This window comes from Bacillus cereus group sp. MYBK227-1 (assembly GCF_051916325.1).
In the GTDB taxonomy this organism is placed as follows: domain Bacteria; phylum Bacillota; class Bacilli; order Bacillales; family Bacillaceae_G; genus Bacillus_A; species Bacillus_A cereus.
In genome coordinates this window covers 976,054-996,116 of the sequence record NZ_JBQAGK010000001.1, presented here as the reverse complement: position 1 = coordinate 996,116, position 20,063 = coordinate 976,054, and the positions used below count along the sequence as shown (strand labels likewise).

The following is a 20,063-nucleotide window of genomic DNA, read 5'->3' as shown; positions in this document are numbered from 1 at the left end:
AAGCACATGCTGCTTCATCCTTTTTCTTTTTCATTCACTTAGTTAACTAACTTCCAAATGTCGTTTCTCTGATACCTCTTCGTTCTTATTATGAAAATAAACCCAAATACACGCAATAAATAATAGTGAAGATGTAGAGAGGAAAACATATTGGAAACCTGCATGCGCTGCAATTTGTCCCCCGAGCACTGGACCAATCATATTTCCTAAAAACTGAAATGATTGATTATATCCAAATATTCGTCCCGTAACATGGGTTGGTGTATGTTGTTTTAGTAGAGTTTGTACGGAAGGTAATAATCCTGCTTGTGCGATACCTAATAAAAATCGAAGAATTAATAGTTGCCAAGCTGACGTTACAAATGCTTGCGGGATAAAAATAATTCCTGCAGCAAATAACGCTACAACTAACGTTTTTTGAGGACCGATATGATCTGATAATCTTCCTAGTCTTGGTGCTGCCAAAATAACTGCTAATCCTGTCGCTGACATAACTGCACCCGCAATTGTTTCAATATGTGCAGTATGAGGACCTACTAAATTTTTCACGTACAATGTAACAATTGGTTGAACTGACATATTAGCAAGTTGAATAATAAATGTTGTTACAAATAAACTAATAATTAAATGCTTCGCTGGGACCATCGTCCATACTTTTTTCGGCTGTATTTTTTTTGCTTGAGCAGAGTGATTTTCTTCATGCAGGAAGAAAAAAACGATGAGAAAGGATAGGAATAAAAAAGCTCCCGTAACAAGAAAGACATGACGCATTCCAATTAACTCAGACAAATAACCGCCAAGTAACGGGCCAAGTAACGAACCGCTCACACCACCAGTTGAAATTGTGGAAATCGCCCAACCTGAATGTTCTTTCGGAGTTTCTGCTGCAATAAATGTCATCGCTGTTGAAAGGAAACCAGATACTGCTCCCATTAAAAATCTTAGTGCGACTAGTTGATACACATCCGTTACAAACCCCATAAGCGTCATAATAATCGCCATACCGAGGCTAGCACGAATAAGCATCAATTTCCGTCCATGTATATCACCAAGCTTTCCCCATATTGGCGATACGATCGCACCCATTAAAAATGTTACACCAAATGCAAGTCCCGACCACTGTGCAATGCTTGAAGTGCCAGTTACTCCTAATTCCTCAATATAAAAAGATAAGAAAGGAATTACTAAACTCATACCGGCTGCAGTGGTAAAACAACCTAGCCAACAAATCATTAAATTCCGTTTCCAGCTGGCCATTTTCACACCTTCTTTCTTTAGATACCCATTCTACACCCTTTCTTGTAAAAAGTTTAGTAATTTGCTTTATATGCAAGATTTACTACAAAACCCGCTATTTTCTAGTAAAAAACACTACATCTCTACATCATTTTCATAATAAAACCAACTCCTCTATATGAAGTTGGTTACTTATTATCTATCGGTATTAAACGAGCATTACAATTTCTCTCGTAAAACTCAATGGGACCTGCTTGTCCAATAATCGCATATTCATATCCATCTTGCTTCATATTATATAAACAATGATGCAATAATTCTTTTCCTACACCTTTCACACGATTTTGTTTCGCTATGCCCATTGGACCAAACAAGCCTTTCTTTCCTCTCACTACATCGTAACAGGCGAAACCAACTATTACTTCCTCCTGCTGTGCAATATAGATAGGTAACTTTTCGTTATATGTCCGAAATCCATAATCAACCGACTGTAACCACCGTTCACCAAATTCATCCACTACAAATCGTGATAACTTATCAAAATCAGAAGGACTAACTCTTCTTACATGACAAAATAATGTATTATAAATAGATTTAAAACTATTTAAATCAACCGCTAAGTCTCTCGGTGTAGCTGTAATACGTAATATATCTTCTTGCATTTGTGTATGTATAAATCCACCAATATTTGTATCTACACGAAATAATGCATACATAACATGTCCTTCATTTACTACTACTTGCTGAAAGCGTTCCATACGTTTCTTCGCTATTTGTAAAATTTCTATCGCCTTATAAGATAGTTTATATTGCCCTATTTTTTTATACTCTTGATTATGTAAATCGAATTGTTTTCGTAACGAAAGTTTTTCTAAAAAATCTGGACCGACTTTGTGAAACAAATACATAAATAACTCAGCGCAAACTCCTGTACCTTCTTTACACATACCTATAAACAGATGGACTGGGTGAATTATGTTATACTCACTCTCTTTTGCTGCAATCTCCAATATTTTATGCACACGTTTTGTAAATTGAAATTCCTCCATATGTGTTTCCATCCTCTACTAATTTACTAACAAACCGTAACCATAAATAATTGAAACAATTACACCCACTACCAATATACCTGGAAGTAAATTTGCCACCTTGATTTTAATAATACTAAGCAAGTTCAATCCAATAGCAGATATCATAATGCCGCCCGTAGCCGTCATCTCCACTATAAATTGGTTCATTAATTCTTTCGGGACAAAACTATTAATTTGTGTTGCAAAAACTGCAATACTACCTTCATATAAAACAACTGGAATCGCCGAAAATACTACGCCAATTCCTAGAGTTGTCGTTAATATAATAGAAATAAATCCATCGATAATCGCCTTTGTAAATAAAATATCATGATTTCCGCGAATCCCACTGTCAAGTGCACCAAGTATCCCCATCGCGCCAATTGCAAAAATTAAAGTAGCTGTTACAAAACCTTCTGATATGCTACCTTTCCCTTTCGATCCAACTTTATTTTCTAGCCAATCCCCTAAATGTTTTAACTTTTCTTCTAATTGTAACCATTCTCCAATTACCGTACCAATCACTAAACTCAGTATGACAACAAGAAAGTTTTCACTTTTTAATGCCATTTGAAGCCCAAGCACAGTAACCGCTAAACCGATTGCGTGCATTATCGTCCCTTTCATACTTTCTGGAATCCTACTAAATAATTTACCAAGTAAAGTACCAAATATAATACAAATTCCATTTACAACTGCTCCTAATATAACCATTTCTCATTCTTCACCCTTCGAATTCTTTATTTCTATATTTTGGTTTATACATTGATTTACAGGTTATCTATATGTTAACTTAATATTGAGAATATTAACAAATGTTTTCCACTACATAACCCGCTATTTTTTGTAACTTTAATTACCTTTAATAGATTCAGTGTTAATTTAATTGCGGGATAATATTAAAAGGGAAGGTATATATGAAAACTTTACTAAAACGATTTTTGTTAATAGCCTTTTTCATTACACCGATTGTTTTATTAATCAATTACTCTTTTATTTCAAAAGCAAAAGACAAACCCGATTTGCAAAACAAATCTAGTAAAACCGCTTCAAAAAGCGAAAAGAAAATAGAAGACCAAGAAATCACACTCACCTTCTCTGGTGATACAATGTTTGATTGGCAATTACGTCCTATAATCGAAAAGAATGGGGCTGATTACCCATTCCAACATGTAAAAGAAGAAATAAAAAAAGCTGATATTTCTTTTGTGAATTTAGAGTCGGCATTTACAACGAAAGAAAAGAAAGCACCTGGGCAACTGTTTTGGATTAAAAGTGATCCATCTACACTACAAGCTATTAAAAACACTGGATATGACATCGTAAATATTGGGAATAACCACACACTTGATTATGGGCAAGATGGATTATTAGATACGATTTCTCACGTAGAAAAATTAAAGTTCCCTTACATTGGAGCCGGAAAAAATGCGAAAGATGCATATACAGCACGAGAAATGACCGTAAAAGGGAAAAAGTTTAAATTTCTTTCCTTCGTTCGATTTATGCCTGATTCTAATTGGGTAGCTGGTGAGAATAAACCTGGCGTTGCGAATGGCTATGATTTAAATCTTGTAACAAAAACAATTAAAGAACAAAAGAAAGATGCAGACTATTTAATCGTCTATATGCATTGGGGCGTTGAAAAATCAAATCGTCCGGTAGAATACCAAAAGCAATATGTACCTAAAATGGTTGAAGCAGGAGCTAACGCAATTGTCGGGAGCCATCCACATTGGTTACAAGGGTTTGAGTATTATAATAAAGTTCCTATCGCTTACTCATTAGGTAACTTTTTATTCCCGAGTTATGTGAATGGGAAAAGCGCTGAAACTGGCGTATTAACTTTAACTTTTAAAGGAAAGGATGTCCAAATGTCATTCAATCCTTATATCATTCGCAACAACCAAGTTTCCCCTGTAAATGAAGGAGAAAAGAAAAAAGCTCTTCAATATTTACAAACAATTTCAACTGATGTAGAAATTGATGATACAGGGAAAATAAAAAACAAACGAAACTAGACAGCTCAAGATCTATTTCTCTGTAATATACTTTACAGAATAGGTGATAAACATGCTGAAAGAGTTATTAGAAAATATAAACCTCTTAGAAAACATCTATAAAATGTCTATAGCAATCCTGCTTTTATGTTCCTTTTATTCTGTGAGACTATTTAAAAAAATAAAGCGAGAGAGAAATCTTACTCCTTTTGAATTTACAATGTATGTAATCATTCGTATTGCGATACTCTTTTGGTTAGCTAGCTTTATTCTTCTTGAATTTAATGAGTACCTAGTTTAACTATAAAAAAGATAGAACAAGCACTATATTCCCTCGCTTGTATCTATCTTTTTTATTTACATTCTAACTCTTTCCTTCTATTAAATAAGCAAATCAAACAAAACAGGGTTTTTATTAAGTTCCATAAATTGAATATTATTTTCTTTAAAGCGAGTAATTAATTGCTCATAATCTTCTTTATGTTTTAATTCTACGCCGACTAATGCTGGACCATTTTCTTTATTATGTTTCTTAATATACTCAAAGCGCGTAATGTCATCTTCTGGTCCTAATCCTTTATCAAGAAATTCTCTTAGCGCACCTGAACGCTGCGGAAATTCAATGATAAAGTAATGTTTCAGTCCTTCATAAATGAGCGAACGCTCTTTCATTTCTTGCATTCTATCAATATCATTATTTCCACCACTTAGCGTACATACAACTGTTTTACCTTTTATTTCATCTCTATATAAATCAAGCGCTGCAATAGAGAGTGCACCAGCCGGTTCAGCTACAATCGCATTTTTCTTATACAGTTCTAAAATCGTCGTACAAACTTTCCCCTCTGGTACTAAAATAATATCGTCAATTACATCTTTACAAGTTTCAAATGTTAACTTTCCTACTTTTTTAACAGCTGCCCCATCAACAAAGCTATCTATTTTCTCCAATGCTACATTTTCATTTTGAAGAAAAGCCTCTTTCATAGATGCAGCTCCCATTGGCTCTACACCAATAACCTTTGTAGTAGGACTAACACCTTTTACATATGTACCAACTCCTGATGCTAATCCACCACCACCGATTGCTGTAAAGATATAATCAACCGGTTTCTCCATATCATGCATAATTTCAACTGCCACTGTCCCTTGACCAGCAACTACATACGGATCATCAAACGGATGAACAAATGTCATTCTATTTTCTTCACAATAACACTGTGCTTCTTGGAAAGAGCTATCGAATGTATCACCAACTAATACAATCTCTGCGAAATCACCACCGAAAAATTGTACTTGTGATACTTTTTGTTTCGGTGTTGTTGTGGGCATAAATATTTTTGACGGAATCTTCAATAAATTACACGTATAAGCAACTCCTTGCGCATGATTACCAGCACTTGCACAAACAACACCGTTTTGTAACTTTTCTTTCGGTAAACTTTGAATCAAATTGTATGCACCACGAATTTTGAAAGAGCGAATTAATTGTAAGTCTTCTCGTTTTACATAAACGTCACAATCATATTTCTCAGATAAAACTGTATCACGTTGTAACGGTGTTTTAATAACGATATCTTTCAGGCAATTATGAGCCATTAAGATATCTTCAATTTTCACTCTCTCCTTTACCTTTTGCACCATTATATATCATCCTTATCTCTTTTAAATTGGCTCAATCAAAATGTGGGATTTTCAGGACAGCCCCTGTATTCGCCGATGTTACCATTTGTGCATAACGTCCGAGCCAGCCAGTTTTTACTTTCGGTTCTGGTCGTTTCCATTCTTTTTTACGCTTATCTAATTCTTCATCACTCACTCTTACTTCTAGTAAGCGTTCTTCAACATCAATACATACAATATCCCCTTGTTCAAGAAGTGCAATCATCCCGCCCGCTGCTGCTTCTGGTGAAATATGTCCTACTGAAATTCCACGTGAAGCTCCAGAAAAACGTCCATCTGTTAATAATGCAACCTCAGCACCTAATCCCATTCCAGCAATTGCTGATGTTGGGGCTAACATTTCTGGCATACCAGGCCCACCTCTTGGTCCTTCATAACGAATGACAACTACATCTCCTTTTTTCACTTTCCCAAGCATAATGCCCGCAAGTGCCTCATCTTGTGAATTAAAAATAACGCAAGGCCCTTCAAAACGCTTTACCTCTGTTGCACCGCTTTTAATAACCGCTCCATCTTTAGCAAGATTTCCTTTTAATATACGTAAGCCCCCCTCTTCACTATGAGGGTTTTCGAGAGAGTGAATAACCTCCTTATCTTTAATCTCTGCCTCAGCGATATTTTCTCTTAATGTTTGCCCAGTAGCAGTTATTCGATCAAGATGAAGTACTCCTTCTTTCCGGCTCATCTCTTTCAAAATTGCACTAATCCCGCCCGCACGATCAATATCTTCCATATGCCAATTTGAGGCTGGACTTACTTTACATAAATGAGGTACACGTCTTGAAACTGCATCAATACGGTTCATATCATAATCTAGTCCTGCCTCTTGTGCGAGTGCTAGCGTATGTAATACTGTATTCGTTGATCCACCCATCGCCATATCAAGTGCAAAAGCATCGTCAATTGCTTCTTCTGTTACAATATCACGCGGCTTAATATCTCTTTCAATTAAAATTTTCAATTTCTCTGCTGCTTGTTTAATTAACTCTTCACGTCTTGGATCAATTGCTAAAATACTCCCGTTACCAGGAAGAGCTAAACCTAATACTTCACATAAACAATTCATAGAGTTCGCGGTAAACATACCCGAACAAGAGCCACAAGATGGACAGCCATGATCTTCAATATCTTTTAATTCTTCTTCTGAAATTTTCCCAGATTGATAAGCTCCTACCCCTTCAAAAACAGAGCTTAAATCAACAACTTCTCCTTTTGACGTTTTTCCAGCCGCCATCGGGCCGCCTGAAACAAACACAGTCGGAATATTAATACGTAGTGCAGCCATCATCATACCTGGTGTAATTTTGTCACAGTTTGGGATACAAATCATGCCGTCAAACCAGTGTGCATTTACAACCGTTTCTACTGAATCTGCAATAATTTCACGACTCGGAAGAGAATAACGCATACCAATATGTCCCATCGCAATACCATCGTCAACTCCAATTGTATTGAATTCGAATGGTACCATACCTGCCGCGCGAACTGCCTCTTTTACAAGTTTCCCAAACTCGTTCAAGTGTTTATGCCCTGGAATAATTTCAATAAAAGAATTACAAATCGCTATGAAAGGTTTATCAAAATCTTCATCTTTCAAACCAGTTGCTTTTAATAAACTACGGTGCGGTGCTTTATCAAAACCTTTTTTAATCATGTCACTTCTCATCTTGTCAAATCCCCTCTTACATATTTTTCATTTATACTCTCTTACTCTATTTCTTTACTAATTCTTTCGGTGCATGAATCCAGCTCATCATTTCACGAAGCTCTGCTCCCACTTTTTCTAATTGATGATTTTGTTCTGCTTTTTTCATTGCGTTATACGTCGGACGCCCTGCTTGATTTTCTAAAATCCATTTCTTCGCAAATTCACCTTGCTGAATTTCTGTCAGAACACGCTTCATTTCCTTCTTCGTTTCATCTGTAACAATTCTCGATCCTGTTACATAATCTCCAAACTCTGCCGTATCTGAAATAGAATGGCGCATAGTCGTTAATCCACCTTCGTACATTAAGTCGACAATTAGCTTTAATTCATGCAAACATTCAAAGTATGCAATTTCAGGACGATATCCACCTTCCGTTAACGTTTCGAACCCGGCCTTCACAAGTGCAGTTACCCCGCCGCAAAGTACAGCTTGCTCACCGAATAAATCCGTTTCGGTTTCTTCTTGGAATGTCGTTTCAATTACCCCCGCACGTGTACACCCTACACCTTTTGCATACGCCAGTGCTACATGTAGCGCTGTTCCCGTCGCATCTTGATGCACTGCGACTAATGCTGGAACACCATTTCCTTCTTGAAATACACGGCGAACGAGATGACCTGGACTTTTTGGCGCGACCATCGCTACATCTACGTAACTTGGCGGATTAATTTGTCCGAAGTGAATGTTAAATCCATGTGAGAAAAGTAACATTTGTCCTTCACGAAGATTCTCTTCTACCTCTGCTTTATACACATGAGCTTGCTGTTCATCTGGCAATAACATTTGTACAACTTGTGCGGTTCGAACCGCTTCTGAAACAGACATTACTTCAAATCCATCCGCTTTCGCTACTTCATACGACTTACCAGGACGAACACCAACTACAACCTCTACACCAGAATCACGTAAATTTTGTGCTTGCGCATGACCTTGTGATCCATAACCAACTACTGCAACAGTTTTTCCTTGTAATAACTCTACATTTGCATCTTTTTCATAATATGTTTTCATATTCCATACACTCCTTATAATTTATTTACTTGCAGAACATCAATTAATTTTTTCAACTGACTAACAAGTAATGTCGCTTCATTTTCAGTACAAACTGCTGTGAGTTTCATTTCAGAAACACCACTAGTATCTCTTTCTTTTAAATGTAAAGAAGAAATATAATAACCACGCCGAGCAAAAATCCCACTTATACGTAATAAGACGCTTGGCTCGTTATGAATAACGAGTGAAAAAGTATGACTCATTCTTCCCACCTCTTCATAATCATTTCGTTATTCCCTTTGTTTGGCGGAACCATCGGAAATACGTTTTCACCTTCTTCTACACAAAAATCAACTACAACAGGACCTTCATAAGCAAATGCTTCTAACATCACTTGTTTTGCCTCGGTTGAATTTGTTGCTCTTAATCCCTTTACTCCATAAGCTTCTGCTACTTTCACAAAATCTGGTGATCCAATTTTTGATTCTGATAAACGATTTTCATAAAACATTTCTTGCCATTGCCTTACCATCCCTAAAAATTTGTTATTTATGATAAATACTTTTACAGGGATGTTATTTTCAGCAATTGTTTGTAGTTCTTGAATGTTCATTTGAAAAGAAGCGTCACCTGCAATACAAATGACAAGTTCTTCTTTTTTAGCTAGCTGAGCACCAATTGCTGCTGGAAAACCAAACCCCATCGTTCCTAATCCTCCAGAGGTAAGGAATGTCCGAGGTTTTCTTGCTTTATAGAAGTGAGCAGCCCACATTTGATGCTGACCTACTTCTGTTGTGACAATCGCTTCACCATTCGTTAATTCACTTACTAAGTTGATCACATGCTGTGGTTTTAACTCAGATTCTTTTTGCTTATAAGAAAGTGGATATTCTTCTTTCCATGTCTTTACTTTCTGAAGCCATTCGTCTGTTTGTGTATAAATAGACATATGTAACAGCATGTGTAACGCTTTTTTTACATCACCAACAATCGGATGTTCTACAGTTACATTTTTATGAAACTCAGAAGAATCAATATCAATATGTACTTTTTTCGAGTTTGGAGAAAAAAGTTCTAATTTTCCTGTTACACGATCATCGAAGCGAACACCTAATGCAAGTAGTAAATCACATTCTGTTACCGCCATATTAGCAGCGTATGTCCCATGCATACCAAGCATCCCTAGAAACAATGAATCATCCGGTGGATATGCACCAAGTCCCATTAAAGTTGAAACGACTGGAATACGGTTCTCCCTTGCGAATTCGAAGAGTTCATCGGATCCACCTGAATGAATGACACCTCCTCCAATATAAAGAAGTGGACGCTTAGATTTTGAAATTGCTTTAGCCACCTCTCTAAGTTTCATGCTGTCTGGTACAAATTCTGGTTTGTACCCCGGAATATCAACTTCTTCATTAAAGAAACTGGTGACTTTTGCATTTTGAACATCTTTTGGAATATCAATTAATACTGGTCCCGGGCGCCCGCTTTTGGCGATGTAAAAAGCTTCTTGCACAATTCGTGATACATGATTCACATCACGAACCTGGTAATTATGCTTCGTAACAGGTACTGTAATTCCGACAACATCCGCTTCTTGAAATCCATCTTTACCAATTAAAGGCGTTGCAACTTGCCCGGTAATGACAACTAAAGGAATCGAATCCATATAAGCGTCTGCTAAGCCCGTAACTAAATTTGTCGCCCCTGGGCCAGAGGTAGCAAAGACTACCCCGACCTTTCCAGAAGCTCTCGCATATCCTTCAGCCGCATGAATGGCAGCTTGCTCATGACGAGTTAAAACATGTTTCAAACCACTTTCGTATAACGCATCGTATACTGGTAAAATCGCTCCGCCTGGATAGCCGAAAACGGTCGTTACACCCAATTTCTTCAAACATTGAATCACGTGCCCAGCGCCTGTCATTTCTTCATACTGTAACTTCTCATACGCTGTATACTGCTGCTTCATTTCCATTAACTCCTCTCCTTATTTATGCTAAGCTTTCCGTCAGCCCGGGAACACATACTCCTCTTTCTCTCGTTAATTTTTTAAATTCTTCGGTCAATTGTTTCGTTACACTTCCTGGTTTCCCATCTCCAATTTCTCTGGAATCAACTTTTACAACTGGAATTAACTCCGCTGCTGTTCCTGTTAAAAATACTTCATCCGCTACATATACATCATGGCGAGTGAACGGTCTTTCCTCACACGGAATACTCAGTCGCTCACATAGCTCGATAACACTATTTCTCGTAATACCTTCTAATGCTCCTAAATAGGATGGCGGGGTTAATACTTTTCCATCTTTCACAACGAAAACATTATCACCAGAACCTTCACAAACATATCCTTGTTGATTTAACATAAGAGCCTCTAACACTCCTGCTTGTGCTGCTTCAATTTTTACAAGTACGTTATTTAAATAATTCATTGACTTAATACGTGGATCTAACGCATCTGGCGTATTACGTCTTGATGCAACAGATACAACGCTTAGCCCATTATCATAAAATTCTTGTGGGAATAACTTTAATTGTTCTGCAATGATAATTACGCTCGGCTTCACACAACTTCTCGGATCGAGCCCTAAGTCACCTTTTCCTCTTGAGACAATTAAGCGAATGTAAGCATCAGTATATTCGTTTTTTTGGAGTGTATGTAAAACTGCTTCTTCCATTTCTTCTACCGTCATTGGAATTGTTAGTAAAATAGATTTCGCTGATTCATACAATCGTTTCACATGTTCTTTTAAACAAAATACATTTCCTCCGTAACTACGAATCCCTTCAAATACACCGTCTCCGTATAAAAAACCGTGATCATATACTGAAACAACTGCCTTTTCTTTGTCTACAAATTCCCCATTCATGTAAATGTACTGGTTTCCCATCTCACATCGCTCCTCTTTTTTTCTCTATTTTTTGCAATCTATTTCTACATCGATTGCTGAGATGAGTATTTTTAACAGAATATTCAGTATATAAATCTTAAAAATATACTCGTCTCAACAATCGATTACTTACATACTTGTAGCAATCCATTGCTGAGACGAGGGAATCGTGGTACCACTCAGCTTCCTTATACTTCTCACGAAATATAAGCTCTGCAAGTCCAATTAGACTTTTGTTTTTCTATCGGGAACAACCCCGCTACTTTTTACTAGTTTTCAAAAGTAGTGCTCCAAGGTGATTTTCAATGAGTGAATTGTTACCACCCTCACAGCCTCGGGGCAGCTCTCTGAAACAATCTTTATCATTTACTCTCCTCTTCTACGCATTCTCTTCTTCTATTTTTAAAAATAAAAACTCTCGCCTCAGCAATCAACTACTACAATTTAGTAGCTTTGATTGCTGAGGCGAGAGTTTCGCGTTACCACTCAGCTTCCTTATACTTCTCACGAAATATAAGCTTTGTAGGTCCAATCAGACCTCCGTCCTTTTACCGGAGACGATGCCGCCGCCCTCTACTCAGTTTCCCTTTCGCAAGCGATGCTCCGAGGTGATCTTCAATGATTCGATTGTTACTACCCTCACAGCCTTGGAGTAGCTCTCTGAAACGATCATAATCATCTACTTTCCTCTTCTTTGCATATACAACATATAAAGTTAGAAAATTCTTAATTAACTTTTATTTGTTACACGTATTATAGGACGTTGTTCTTTTCGTTGTCAATATGTTTTTTTCAAAAAAATCAAAATTCATTCTATTTATTTTTTCTCAAATCAAAATTGGAATGCATTACTTACATACACTCATATATTACTTAAGTATGTTTGCATTACTACATAAAGAAAAACTTATAAAGTTTATGAGGAGATGAGGAAACTATGTTAAAAGGGAAAGTAGCGTTAGTTACAGGAGCAAGCCGAGGAATTGGACGAGCGATCGCTAAACGTTTAGCAAATGACGGTGCATTGGTTGCTGTTCATTACGGTAGTCGAAAAAATGACGCTGAAGAAACTGTTCATGAAATTCGATCAGATGGTGGCCAAGCTTTTTCTATCGGCGCAAATCTAGAATCCTTACACGGTGTAGAAAACCTTTATAACGCTTTAGATACTGAATTACAAAAGCGCACTGGTGAAACACAATTTGATATTTTAATAAACAATGCTGGCATTGGTCCTGGTGCTTTTATTGAAGAAACGACTGAACAGTTTTTTGATAGAATGGTTTCAGTAAATGCAAAAGCTCCATTCTTTATCATTCAACTAGCACTACCACGTTTACGTGACAATAGCCGAATTATTAATATTTCATCCGCTGCCACCCGCATTTCTTTACCTGATTTTGTTGCATATAGTATGACGAAAGGCGCTATTAATACAATGACTTTTACGCTAGCAAAACAGCTTGGAGCACGAGGAATAACGGTGAATGCAATACTTCCAGGATTTATTAAAACAGATATGAATGCAGAACTCTTGAGCGACCCGATGATGAAGCAGTACGCTACTACTATTTCCGCTTTCAATCGCTTAGGTGAAGTAGAAGACATTGCCGATACTGCTGCATTCCTTGCTTCTCCAGACAGCCGCTGGGTTACTGGACAATTAATTGATGTGAGCGGAGGATCTTGTTTGTAAAAAACATATATTTTCAAATCTTTTTTATTGCGCAATAAAACAATTTATATAATACTATATAAAACATATACATTTAGGAGGATTACAGCAATGTCCGAAAAAACATACGAACTCGCAACCTTCGCAGGCGGTTGCTTTTGGTGCATGGTAAAACCATTTGATGAACTTCCTGGTATTCATAAAGTACTTTCTGGCTATGCAGGAGGTCATGTAGAAAACCCAACATATGAACAAGTAAAAGCTGGAACATCTGGACATTTAGAAGTTGTTCAAATTACATTCAATCCTTCTATTTTTCCTTATCAGAAATTACTAGACTTATATTGGCCACAAATCGATCCAACTGATGATGGCGGACAATTTTTTGACCGTGGTCCATCTTATCGTACCGCTATTTTTTATCATAACGAAACACAAAAAGGGCTTGCTGAAAAATCAAAACAAGCTCTTGCAGAAAGCGGTATGTTTAAAGATCCAATCGTGACTGAAATTCGTCCTGCTGCACCTTTTTACGAAGCAGAGGAATACCACCAACATTTCTATAAAAAGAATCCAGAGAAATATGCTACTGAGCAAAAAGAATCTGGGCGTGAAGACTTTATAAAAGAAAATTGGCAAAAAAAATAATAAAAACGCATCGTGCTTTTTTAGTACGTTGCGTTTTTATTTTTGATAAAAGTACCATACAATTAACAGAACAATTGCTGTTAGTGACCAAAGTACTATCTCGTTTTTCACTCTATTCTTTTTCTTAGTCATTTCATTCCCTCCTAATAACTATTAAACATATTCAATTTTTTCTTTGTTTAATTGTCCATCTTATATACGTGAATACATCCTTACAAATTCTAATAGCAAGACCACCAATAATTCCGATTGCAATGGAAATTACTAGCATCTGTCCAAAACTAAAAGAATTTGTGTACATTATGTAGAGAACGATACATATAAGTAAAACATCCGGTAAAGAAAGTAAAAACCTTTTAAGCATTCCTTTATCTCCTCTATACTTTTTAATTTATATCTTCTACTGTAATTTTGAAATAAAATTTGTTCAAAAATTCCATTTACACCCTCATTTTATGAAAAATAATAAGAATCCCTTTTCAAAAGAGATTCTTATTCAGCAGATTTAAGTTTAATTATTTTCTACATATCCTATTCCATAATTACTCCTAAAATAGAATAATATTACTAATGATTTATTGTAAATTGACTATTTGCCAGGTAACCGAATGTCGCGCCAGCTACCTACATCGCATTGGCCAAATTCATTATTACCTACCGCGATCACCGTGCCGTCTGATTTTAGTCCGACTGTATGTGCACAACCAGCCGCTATCGCTACAATATCTCTCCAATCACTTACGTTACATTGACCATACTCATTCCAACCCACTGCGACCACGGTACCGTTTGATTTAAGTCCGATTGTATGATTCGTACCAGCCGCTATTGCTACAATATCTCGCCAGCCACTTACATCACACTGGTTATGTTTATCATTCCCCACTGCTGTCACCGTACCGTCTCGTTTAAGACCAACAGTATGAAGATACCCAGCCTTGACCGCTACAATACCTCGCCAGCTACTTACATTGCATTGACCATATCGATTATTCCCCACAGTCGTCAATGTGCCGTCCAATTTAAGACCGACTGTATGCCAGTCACCCGCTGTGACTGCCACAATACCTTGCCAACTGCTTACATTGCATTCTCCTTCTTTATTTCGGCCCACCGCTACTACCGTGCCATCCGATTTCAGGCCAATAGTACGACGCCACCCTGCCGCAACCGCTACAATATTATGCCAATCGTTTACATCACATTGTTCATGCTTATTCCAACCCAGTGCTACCGCAGTACTGTCACATGTAAGACCGATTGTATGAGCATTACCCGTGTTCGTTGCCATATGAACATTGCCCACTGCGACTGCTTCAATATCTCGCCAGCCACTTACATTACATTCCCCTTCTTTATTCCGGCCCACCGCTACTACCGTGCCATCCGATTTCAGGCCAACTGTATGACAACGCCCCGCCGCTATCATATCTTTGGGCCATCGCTTCACTTTTTCTTTCGATAAAAGGTAATCCATGTTTTACCTCCTTGCATATAAGCAACTGTATCATAATAGATATTTTTATCAAATTTCATTATAAATCTACATTTACAAAGAAAGCTTATTTTACTTCTTCAAAAAATAAAAACCTCCAGTTTAAATACTAGAGGTTTTCTCGTTATTTCTTCAATCGCTCAATAAAATCATGTAATTTATCAAGTGACTTCATATTCTGATTGCAAGCTACACCATCTTTGCAAATGTAGTTTCCCTTTTTAACGAAAGTTCCTGGTACATCGCCTTTAATTTCAACTAAAAACATTCCTACTTCTTCATGTCCATGACATAACGAACAAATGCTTTTTTTATTTAAACTTTGGAACGTTCCTTGCAGACCAACAAATTTATTTTTATCATTTTTCGCTATAATAAATTTCCTGCTTGACCCCTTATCAATCCAGCTTAAATAAGATATTTCTTTCATATCCATTTCTTCCATATCAGGAAGTTTTAACTTTTTCGCTTTAGGAAATAATTTTTTTAATGTTTGTGCTGTAACTTCTTGAAACGGAATTACATACGGATTTATTTTCATTAAAAATGATTCTGCATCTTCTCTATTTTGAACTGTTAATACCGTATCAATTAACTCTTTCTGTTCATCCGTTAAATTCTCAAATACATGTATTATCTTTTCAATCGCAAGCGATTTTAACGCTTGAATTACACCTCTATCATTTGCCGTTGCATGCCCGTTTGCTAAAATATAAGCTTGTGATTTTATAAAATTATATTGATCACTTCTAATAAACGCTTCCATCTTTATCACTCCATACAAATTGTTGATCTAGTTTTATTGTATACAATGATTACATTTTTTGATATGTAAAAGATAACTTAGAAACAAACATTACATATATCACTTATTCTCTACCTCTGCATTTCCTGACAAAAGAAGCCATCATCTGTTTTCCATTCCGCATATAATACGTCTTCAAATTTAGTAATTCCTTTTTGCTTTATTTGTTTATAAAGCCATCCTTCATCAAATCCCGCTTCCCTCAAATTATCCTTAACTACTTTTCCATCACTAATTAATGAAATTGGTAAGTATACAGGCTTATGTTTTAAACTTAAATCATTTATAGTGGGAGATTCGTATTTACTTTTTTTCAGAACGCTTATGTTTCCGTTCGGTTCCAATATCATATATTCAACTTCTCGGATTGAAAATATATCTTTTTGTTGCCTAAGCATTTGTTGTAATTGGTTTATATCCAAATGATTTACGCTTAATTGTTCACGATCAATCTTTCCGTTACGAATAATAATTGAAGGATACCCTTCAAAAAACCTTCTTGTTCCTCTTACTTTTTGTGTTATCACTTCTATAGTATAAATTAAAATTACCCAAACAAATACTGAATATAAAATAGACCATACTTTAATTTTAGGATCATATATTGAATTTCCAACGAGCTCACCTAGGACGATTGCAGAAATAAAATCAAATGGCGTTAGCTGAGATATTTGTGTTTTCCCTAATATTTTTGTAGCAATTAATAGAACAAAAAAACCAACTAAAAGCTCTATCGTTATTTGTCCAATATGATTCATATATGTTCACCTTTCTACTTTTCAAGTGCTCTGTATACCATTTAATAAAAAAACGGCACATTTTTTCTATTATCATGCCCGTTCACGCCTCATATATCCAATACACATAAAACAAAAAGAGTCTGATTCAAAGTAATATATGAATCAGACTCTTTTCCTCTTATTTAGAATACACAATCTTTTTAATCGTTTCCCCAGAAAGAAAATATTCTTCTGCAAGTTGATGAATAGCAATCCCACTTTTAAACGCTTCTTTAATTGCTTTATTTCTTTCATCTAGTTGTTTTCTTCCGCCAGATCGTGTACCCCATTTATAATGTTTCGTTTCTTGTTTCGGAATGTAAATTGTTTCACCTTGTATATACTTTTGAATTTCAGTAATTAAACTCTCTGGTAAAACAGCATTAGCTTTTACGTATTTCATTTCTGCTCGCCCCTTATTTTTTATGGTTCATTTCAATAAGGTGCAAAGCCAAATATAAAAAATGATACGAGCTCATATAGGCGATTGTATATTACTTGTCTACCTCACGCAAAGTATCGCCATTTCCATACTTGGCTTTGCATGAGACGTTGCAGTGTCTGGCAATTGAATTATAATCGCCATATAAACACCTCCTAATATACCTTTTGCATTTTATTATATGATAAATTCCTTCTCCTTGCATCCACACCCTTCTTAAAGCACGAAATTACTTAGTTTGATATAATACTTTTTAACTGAATTAAAAATCATTGTGAGGTTACATTATGAAGAAAAAAATTATCATTACAATCGTTACACTATTCTTTATTATCACGGCATTATTCGGAACATACAAATTGATGAACGCAAGAAGCTTTCAATTATTTGGAGATTTAACACAACGCGTAGAAACAAATGAAAAAGTGATTGCTTTAACTTTTGATGATGGCCCTACTAACAATGTAAAACAAATATTACCGCTACTAGATAAATACAACGCTAAAGCTACTTTCTTTTTAATTGGAAATGAATTAGAGCAAAATTTATCGTTAGGAGAAGCTATCGCGCAATCTGGGCACCAACTCGGAAACCATACATATTCTCATAATAGAATGGTTTTCAAAACACCTTCTTTTATTAAAGATGAAATAGAAAAAACGAATTCATTAATCCACCAAACAGGATTTACAGACGAAATTGATTTTAGGCCCCCTAACGGTAAGAAGTTAATAGGGCTGCCATATTATTTAAATAAAAACAATATCGAAACAATCACATGGGATCTTGAGCCCGATACTTTTTATAAATCTGCGGCTGATAAAATTAAATACGTTAATAAAAATGTAAAACCAGGTTCTATCATTTTACTGCACTCTATGTATGATGAGTCTAATGAAAATTTACAAACGATTGAAGGTATTTTAGATTCTTTATCTAAGAAGGGCTATCAGTTCGTAACAGTAAATGAATTGCAAAAAAGAGCAAAATAAAAAGGTAGCGTATCTTTGTATGATACGCTACCTTTCTTTTTATATAATGCCAAGTACATTTAAGAATACGATAATAATCGCAATTGGTGCGATATAACGAAGTAAGAATAACCATAATACGAATAGTTTATAACCTTTATTTTTACTTACACCTAGCTCTTTCATTAATACATCTTTCTTCATTTTTAAAGGAACAAAGATAGAAACTAATAATACACCAAGTGGCATTAATACGTTACTTACTGCATAGTCCGCTAAATCAAAGACTGTCTTCCCGAAAATCTTCAGATCACTTAATATACCGAATGATAATGCTGATGGTACCCCAACAACGAAGATTAATAACCCTACGATTAAGGCCATTTTTTCACGTTTCCCTTTACCTTTTGATGTTAACGATGCAACACTAATTTCTAACATCGAAATTGCTGATGTAATCGTAGCGAAGAAGAATAGTAATAAGAAAACGATGAAGAATAATTTTCCGAATGCCATTTTACTGAAAATAGCTGGCAATACGATAAATAATAGTCCTGGTCCTTGAGATGGTTCCATCCCAAATGCGAACACAACTGGGAAAATTGCAAGTCCTGCAAGTAATGTAATAACAAGAGTTAAGGCTACGATAGAAAATGCTGAACGTGGTAAGCTTTCTTCTTTCGGTAAGTATGAGCTATACGTTACCATAACGGCTACCCCAACAGATAATGAGAAGAACGATTGCCCCATTGCGTATAAAATAACTTCTGATGTTACATGTGAGAAATCAGGTTGTAAGAAGAAACGAACGCCTTCTCCAGCACCATCTAACGTAAGTGCACGAACGATTAATACAAAGAATAAAACGAATAGTGCTGGCATGAAATATTTATTTACTTTTTCAACACCATTTTGTACACCTTTACTTACGATGAAAATAGTAATAAGGATGAATAATAGCTGTGATCCAACTGCTAAATATGGATTGGAAATGATTTCACCAAACGTAGCTTCGTATGCTCCATTTCCTTCCCATAGTCTACCTGTAATTGCATTCCATAAATATAATAAAATCCAGCCTCCTACAACACTGTAGAAAGAAAGTAATATGAAACATGTTACAATTCCTAATTTACCTAACCAAGGCCATAACGTTTTAGGAGCAATCTCTCTATATGCATCGACAGCCTCTTTTTGTGTACTTCTTCCAATAACAAATTCAGCTAATAATAGCGGTAAACCAATTAATAATGTGAAACCGATGAAAATTAGGAAGAACGCTCCGCCTCCTCCAATGCCGGCCATATATGGGAATTTCCAAATCGCCCCAAGACCAATTGCCGAACCTGCTGCAGCTAATACGAAACCTAATTTCGATGTCCATTGCTGTGAATTCATTTGTTAATCTCCTCTCTATCTCTTTTTCTTTGTTACAATTCGGTATTTATATTGTTCTATCAATACTCTTTTCTAATACGTTCACTTCCTCCCTAATAATAAAAAAACGCCCCTACGTAAATACGTAGGGACGACAAAATTATCGCGGTACCACCCTAGTTGTGAAGAACACTAAGAAACCACCTAAATAAAAACGCCCCTACGCAAAAACGTAGGGACGATAAAATATCGCGGTACCACCCTAGTTATGAAGCCACACCAA

20 protein-coding genes and 1 other annotated feature are annotated in these 20,063 nt (G+C 36.1%); of the genes, 5 read left to right on the top strand and 15 right to left on the bottom strand.

The genetic code is table 11. From position 1 onward, the window contains the following. Positions 1-42: 42 nt before the first annotated feature. From ACTFRM_RS05370 to ACTFRM_RS05360, 3 genes are all read right to left on the bottom strand, one after another. Positions 43-1,257, bottom strand: coding sequence for a multidrug efflux MFS transporter (locus tag ACTFRM_RS05370; RefSeq protein ID WP_000179295.1), 1,215 nt, complete (start codon positions 1,255-1,257; stop codon positions 43-45). Positions 1,258-1,424: 167 nt separating this feature from the next. After that, positions 1,425-2,285, bottom strand: a complete 861-nt coding sequence (locus tag ACTFRM_RS05365) for a GNAT family N-acetyltransferase (RefSeq protein ID WP_000390855.1) — start codon at positions 2,283-2,285, stop codon at positions 1,425-1,427. 18 nt (positions 2,286-2,303) lie between these two features. Further along, positions 2,304-3,020, bottom strand: coding sequence for a DUF554 domain-containing protein (locus tag ACTFRM_RS05360; RefSeq protein ID WP_440043111.1), 717 nt, complete (start codon positions 3,018-3,020; stop codon positions 2,304-2,306). Positions 3,021-3,223: 203 nt separating this feature from the next. Here ACTFRM_RS05360 and ACTFRM_RS05355 point away from each other — a divergent pair, with 203 nt between their 5' ends. Both ACTFRM_RS05355 and ACTFRM_RS05350 read left to right on the top strand, forming a co-directional pair. Next, positions 3,224-4,327, top strand: coding sequence for a CapA family protein (locus ACTFRM_RS05355; protein WP_000854536.1), 1,104 nt, complete (start codon positions 3,224-3,226; stop codon positions 4,325-4,327). Positions 4,328-4,379: 52 nt separating this feature from the next. Beyond that, entirely contained in the window at positions 4,380-4,607 is a 228-nt protein-coding gene (locus tag ACTFRM_RS05350; protein ID WP_000910604.1) for a hypothetical protein, read from the top strand. An 80-nt stretch (positions 4,608-4,687) separates the two neighbouring features. Here ACTFRM_RS05350 and ilvA read toward each other — a convergent pair whose 3' ends face one another. The 6 genes from ilvA to ilvE are packed head-to-tail and all read right to left on the bottom strand — an operon-like array spanning position 4,688 to position 11,588. After that, complete coding sequence (gene ilvA / locus ACTFRM_RS05345; protein WP_000250317.1) at positions 4,688-5,950, bottom strand: threonine ammonia-lyase IlvA; 1,263 nt, start codon at positions 5,948-5,950, stop codon at positions 4,688-4,690. Positions 5,951-5,981: 31 nt separating this feature from the next. Further along, positions 5,982-7,655 carry a dihydroxy-acid dehydratase gene (gene ilvD / locus ACTFRM_RS05340; RefSeq protein ID WP_001255813.1) on the bottom strand — a complete coding sequence of 558 codons (1,674 nt, stop codon included), beginning with the start codon at positions 7,653-7,655 and terminating at the stop codon, positions 5,982-5,984. A 46-nt stretch (positions 7,656-7,701) separates the two neighbouring features. Then, positions 7,702-8,709, bottom strand: a complete 1,008-nt coding sequence (gene ilvC, locus ACTFRM_RS05335; RefSeq protein ID WP_000861143.1) for a ketol-acid reductoisomerase — start codon at positions 8,707-8,709, stop codon at positions 7,702-7,704. Between the two features lie 14 nt (positions 8,710-8,723). After that, a complete protein-coding gene (locus ACTFRM_RS05330) occupies positions 8,724-8,954 on the bottom strand; it encodes an ACT domain-containing protein (RefSeq protein WP_000019909.1) in 231 nt (76 codons plus the stop codon). Beyond that, entirely contained in the window at positions 8,951-10,666 is a 1,716-nt protein-coding gene (gene ilvB / locus ACTFRM_RS05325; protein ID WP_002164572.1) for an acetolactate synthase large subunit, read from the bottom strand. Before ilvB ends, ACTFRM_RS05330 begins: the two co-directional genes overlap by 4 nt. A gap of 22 nt (positions 10,667-10,688) precedes the next feature. Beyond that, positions 10,689-11,588 carry a branched-chain-amino-acid transaminase gene (gene ilvE, locus ACTFRM_RS05320; RefSeq protein ID WP_173600617.1) on the bottom strand — a complete coding sequence of 300 codons (900 nt, stop codon included), beginning with the start codon at positions 11,586-11,588 and terminating at the stop codon, positions 10,689-10,691. A 151-nt stretch (positions 11,589-11,739) separates the two neighbouring features. Continuing rightward, positions 11,740-11,979 (bottom strand) — a binding site (T-box leader). A 546-nt stretch (positions 11,980-12,525) separates the two neighbouring features. Here ilvE and ACTFRM_RS05315 point away from each other — a divergent pair. Beyond that, a complete protein-coding gene (locus tag ACTFRM_RS05315) occupies positions 12,526-13,284 on the top strand; it encodes an SDR family oxidoreductase (RefSeq protein WP_000911824.1) in 759 nt (252 codons plus the stop codon). Positions 13,285-13,374: 90 nt separating this feature from the next. Further along, positions 13,375-13,911: a peptide-methionine (S)-S-oxide reductase MsrA gene (msrA, locus tag ACTFRM_RS05310; RefSeq protein ID WP_001291892.1), complete on the top strand. Its 537-nt coding sequence runs from the start codon at positions 13,375-13,377 to the stop codon at positions 13,909-13,911. A 163-nt stretch (positions 13,912-14,074) separates the two neighbouring features. On the opposite strand, the gene ACTFRM_RS05305 is transcribed toward msrA, so the two are convergent. The 5 genes from ACTFRM_RS05305 to ACTFRM_RS05285 form a co-directional block, all read right to left on the bottom strand. Continuing rightward, positions 14,075-14,275 (bottom strand): hypothetical protein, encoded by a 201-nt coding sequence (locus tag ACTFRM_RS05305; protein ID WP_000919314.1) that lies wholly within the window; start codon positions 14,273-14,275, stop codon positions 14,075-14,077. Positions 14,276-14,500: 225 nt separating this feature from the next. Then, positions 14,501-15,388, bottom strand: coding sequence for an RCC1 domain-containing protein (locus tag ACTFRM_RS05300; protein ID WP_000385090.1), 888 nt, complete (start codon positions 15,386-15,388; stop codon positions 14,501-14,503). A gap of 142 nt (positions 15,389-15,530) precedes the next feature. Beyond that, positions 15,531-16,172: a FusB/FusC family EF-G-binding protein gene (locus ACTFRM_RS05295; RefSeq protein WP_000387072.1), complete on the bottom strand. Its 642-nt coding sequence runs from the start codon at positions 16,170-16,172 to the stop codon at positions 15,531-15,533. Between the two features lie 110 nt (positions 16,173-16,282). After that, on the bottom strand, positions 16,283-16,969 hold the full coding sequence (locus ACTFRM_RS05290; protein ID WP_001015543.1) for a DUF421 domain-containing protein: 687 nt from the start codon (positions 16,967-16,969) through the stop codon (positions 16,283-16,285). A gap of 160 nt (positions 16,970-17,129) precedes the next feature. Then, positions 17,130-17,393 (bottom strand): CD3324 family protein, encoded by a 264-nt coding sequence (locus ACTFRM_RS05285; RefSeq protein WP_000878325.1) that lies wholly within the window; start codon positions 17,391-17,393, stop codon positions 17,130-17,132. 326 nt (positions 17,394-17,719) lie between these two features. Here ACTFRM_RS05285 and ACTFRM_RS05280 point away from each other — a divergent pair, with 326 nt between their 5' ends. Next, positions 17,720-18,424: a polysaccharide deacetylase family protein gene (locus tag ACTFRM_RS05280; RefSeq protein WP_000726857.1), complete on the top strand. Its 705-nt coding sequence runs from the start codon at positions 17,720-17,722 to the stop codon at positions 18,422-18,424. A gap of 39 nt (positions 18,425-18,463) precedes the next feature. Here the strand turns inward: ACTFRM_RS05280 and ACTFRM_RS05275 are convergent, their stop codons facing one another. Next, positions 18,464-19,801 carry a sodium-dependent transporter gene (locus tag ACTFRM_RS05275; RefSeq protein WP_001088187.1) on the bottom strand — a complete coding sequence of 446 codons (1,338 nt, stop codon included), beginning with the start codon at positions 19,799-19,801 and terminating at the stop codon, positions 18,464-18,466. Positions 19,802-20,063 lie beyond the last annotated feature (262 nt).